The following is a 3433-nucleotide window of genomic DNA, read 5'->3' as shown; positions in this document are numbered from 1 at the left end:
GAAAGAATATCATTTACTATGAACAATACCGGAAACGTCAATATTGAACATGGCAGAGCTATAAATTCAAATTCCAATGTTTTGGTAGCCAATATATTGGAAACTATTATTGAAGCACAGAATATTCCCATCAGATATGCATATACTCTTGTTTTGGTATTGTTTTCAAACATAATCACAAATCCTTTAGATATAATATTAAGTTTACAGTTGCCATTTTAACTATTTTTCCCTTCACAAAAAACATTAACATGAAATTCAATATAATATAATAGGATTGTATTCAAAAAGTTTAAATATATTGAAAACTTTATTTTAAATAACTTGAAAACTTTTAAAAAAAAAGTGATATGATGAAAATAACCTTTATTAATCCTCCCCAAACCAACTCCAAATACAAGTTTTTAGGTGTTGTAGCCCCATCTCTTGGAATCGGGTATATGGCAGCGGTCCTTGAGAAAAACGGATATGACGTTGATGTCATAGATGCAAGTGCTCTTGAGCTGACCTATGATGAAATAGGCGAGGAGATTTTAAAAAGAGACCCTGATATAGTATCAATCAGCGCATTGACACCTACCATAGGAGTTGCACTGGATTCTGCCGATAAGATAAAGCAGGTAAAACCGGATACAGTTGTGGTATTGGGAGGATATCACCCTACCTTTGAATACAAAAGCGTTCTTGAGGAAGAAAGCGTTGATGTTGTTGTAAGGGGAGAAGGGGAATACACCCTATTGGAACTTGTTCAGACAATCGAAAAGCATGGCGATTTGAAAACGGTTCAGGGATTGGCATTTCACGATGAAAATGACGGTTCACTGGTGCTGACTCCTGACCGGCCTGTCGTACAGGATTTGGATGAACTGCCGTTTCCGGCATTCCACCTATTTCCAATGGAAAAGTACAGAATCCTCAATATCACAACCAATGTTGCAACAATAATCACTACAAGGGGATGCCCTATGCAGTGCTCATTCTGCTCATCAGCTGCGCTTCACGGAAACAAATTAAGGAGAAGATCATATTCCAATGTCGTTGATGAAATCCAGATGAGACTTCTGGAGGAAAACATAGACACAATCGCATTTATGGATGATACATTCACATTAAACAAAAGGTTCGTCTATGACTTCTGCCGTGAAATAAAAAGGCGCAACCTTAAGTTCTGGTGGGGCTGCACCTCAAGGGTGGATACCCTGGATGAGGAGCTTTTGCAAACCATGAAGGATGCAGGCTGCATAACCATTTTCATAGGCGTTGAAAGTGCAGACCAGCAAACACTTGATAAGATGAACAAGAACATCACAGTCGCCAAAACCGAAAATGCATTTAAGCTTGCCCGAAAAGTTGGAATCAGAACCATAGCTTCATGCGTAATCGGAATGCCTGAAGATACCCGTTCAAGCATTCAAAGGACAATCGACTATGTTAAAAAGCTGAATCCGAATTATGCCCTCTACAGTCTGGCCACACCATATCCCGGAACCAGATTCTATAACGAAACATTCAAGAAGAATCTGATAAGCATTACTGACTGGTCCAAGTACACCCTTTTAAATCCTGTGCTGGAAACTGTTGACTGCACAAGCAAAGAGCTTAGAAGCATACAAAAGAAAGCATTCCTCAAGTTCTATTTGCGTCCGACATATCTTATCCGCCAGGTTTCACAGGACGGATTTGTTCTTTTAAAAACCATTTTAAGTGTTTCAAAAACAATACTCAAAAAGCAGACCAACGGAAATACCGATTACAATAAAACAAACGTCAATAAGGGAAAATAAGAATAGGGCATTAAATGGAAGAATACCCAAAAAAATAAGCTATACTATTTCGGAACAGAAATCTTCAACCAATTCCGCACTAAAATACTCTTCAAATGGATCTTCACCACTATCCAATTGTCTGATTTTTTCTATTTCCTTTTTATTTAATTTGAAATCAAAAAGGTCAATGTTTTCCTTCATTCTATGAGGTTTAAGTGATTTGCATGAAAAAGGAATGCCTCTGTCTATCAGACATCTGAAAATAACCTGTGCAGGGGTTTTGCCGTATTTTTCGGCAATATCTACAAGAATAGGATTGGAAAAGAGGTTGTTTGCTCCATCAGCCAGAGCACCCCAGCTTTGATGAGCCACTCCCAACTTTTTCATCATTTCATTTGCTCCATACTGCTGGTGGTATGGTGATGTTTCAACCTGGTTAACCTGCGGAGTGACATCGTTATGCATGTCCAAGTCCAAAAGGCGGGCAGGATCAAAATTGGAAACACCTATGGACAGTGCGGTTCCTTCCTTTTGCAAATCCTGAAGCGCCCTGTATGACCCATAATAATCTCCAAATGGTACATGAACAAGCAATAAATCAAGATAATCGGTTTGCAAATCTTCCAATGACTTATTTACTGACTTCATTGTCTTATCATAACCGGAATTGCTCACCCAAACTTTGGTGGTCAAATACAAATCATCCCTTGGAATTTCGGATTCGCTGATTGCTTGGCCAACTTCCTTTTCATTATAGTAAACCTGCGCATTATCAAATGATGTATAACCAACATCCAATGCATCAAGCACTGCCTTTTTTGTGTCTTCCGGATTGATATCAAAAACGCCAAAACTAATAAATGGAATTTTTTCATTATTGTTTAATTTTTTGAAATCCATTTTTTATCTCCATAATTATCAATATTATAATTTATTCATTTTCAAATTATTTTAACTTTATGTGTAAAAAAATTTTCGATTTATTTAGGATGTAGATGTTCAAATTCCTTTTTCATACAGACAACCCTATCATCATCCCTAAACTGTCCGAAATTATCTATCAATTCATAATTCAGCTTTTCGTATAATCCTATTGCAGCGTGATTGTTTTTGCCGGTTACAATATATGAATATCTGAAATTCCTCTCTATCACAGATTTTTCCAACTGCACAATCAGATTATATGCAATTCCTCTTTTTCTATATTCCTTTTTAACATATACTCGTTTAAATTCAACTGAAACATTGTCAAAAACTCTATAGCTGGCACATGCAATTGGTGTGCCATTATCCAATGCCAATAGGACAACATGAGGATTTTTAAACTCATTATAGCTATCGTATTTTGACAGCTCATCGCCGATGCGTTCATAATATCCTCGGTCAAGCTCATCCACAAGCTTCAGAAATCTTTCGTCCTTTTCGTCGCTAAAAACAGTATCCATGTTACTCATCCAATATATTTGCCTTCAACCCAATAACTAGTTTTTGGCTGAAATTATTGCTTTGAATGTTCTTTTCAAAAATAATATATAATATTTTGGACATAACAATAAGCAATTACAAACTTGGGAGGTGATAATGTGAATATGGAAAAAATTATAGGGCTGCTTTTCATAATTGTCGGTCTGCTGCTGGTAATATATCCAATGGTTTCCTCTGCATTC

4 protein-coding genes are annotated in these 3433 nt (G+C 36.7%); 2 read left to right on the top strand and 2 right to left on the bottom strand.

From position 1 onward, the window contains the following. Together QZ143_RS09525 and QZ143_RS09520 are read left to right on the top strand one after the other, a co-directional pair. The coding region (locus tag QZ143_RS09525) for a hypothetical protein (RefSeq protein WP_292883621.1) at positions 1-222 on the top strand (222 nt) is incomplete at its 5' end. A 131-nt stretch (positions 223-353) separates the two neighbouring features. Continuing rightward, a complete protein-coding gene (locus QZ143_RS09520) occupies positions 354-1784 on the top strand; it encodes a radical SAM protein (RefSeq protein ID WP_292883619.1) in 1431 nt (476 codons plus the stop codon). 39 nt (positions 1785-1823) lie between these two features. On the opposite strand, the gene QZ143_RS09515 is transcribed toward QZ143_RS09520, so the two are convergent. Together QZ143_RS09515 and QZ143_RS09510 are read right to left on the bottom strand one after the other, a co-directional pair. Then, on the bottom strand, positions 1824-2666 hold the full coding sequence (locus tag QZ143_RS09515; protein ID WP_292883617.1) for an aldo/keto reductase: 843 nt from the start codon (positions 2664-2666) through the stop codon (positions 1824-1826). 80 nt (positions 2667-2746) lie between these two features. Continuing rightward, positions 2747-3211, bottom strand: a complete 465-nt coding sequence (locus QZ143_RS09510) for a GNAT family N-acetyltransferase (RefSeq protein ID WP_292883615.1) — start codon at positions 3209-3211, stop codon at positions 2747-2749. Positions 3212-3433 lie beyond the last annotated feature (222 nt).

Origin of the sequence: Methanobrevibacter sp. UBA188 (assembly GCF_905234905.1) — an archaeon.
Taxonomy (GTDB): Archaea; Methanobacteriota; Methanobacteria; order Methanobacteriales; family Methanobacteriaceae; genus Methanocatella.
The sequence above is the reverse complement of the archived record's forward strand: the minus strand, read 5'-3'. Positions and strand labels throughout refer to the sequence as shown.

What these genes read in the sequence shown, in the direction of transcription:
- QZ143_RS09515 (WP_292883617.1), bottom strand. Translation starts at nt 2,666, where the DNA reads ATGGATTTCAAAAAATTAAACAATAATGAAAAAATTCCATTTATTAGT.
- QZ143_RS09520 (WP_292883619.1), top strand. Translation starts at nt 354, where the DNA reads ATGAAAATAACCTTTATTAATCCTCCCCAAACCAACTCCAAATACAAG.
- QZ143_RS09510 (WP_292883615.1), bottom strand. Translation starts at nt 3,211, where the DNA reads ATGGATACTGTTTTTAGCGACGAAAAGGACGAAAGATTTCTGAAGCTT.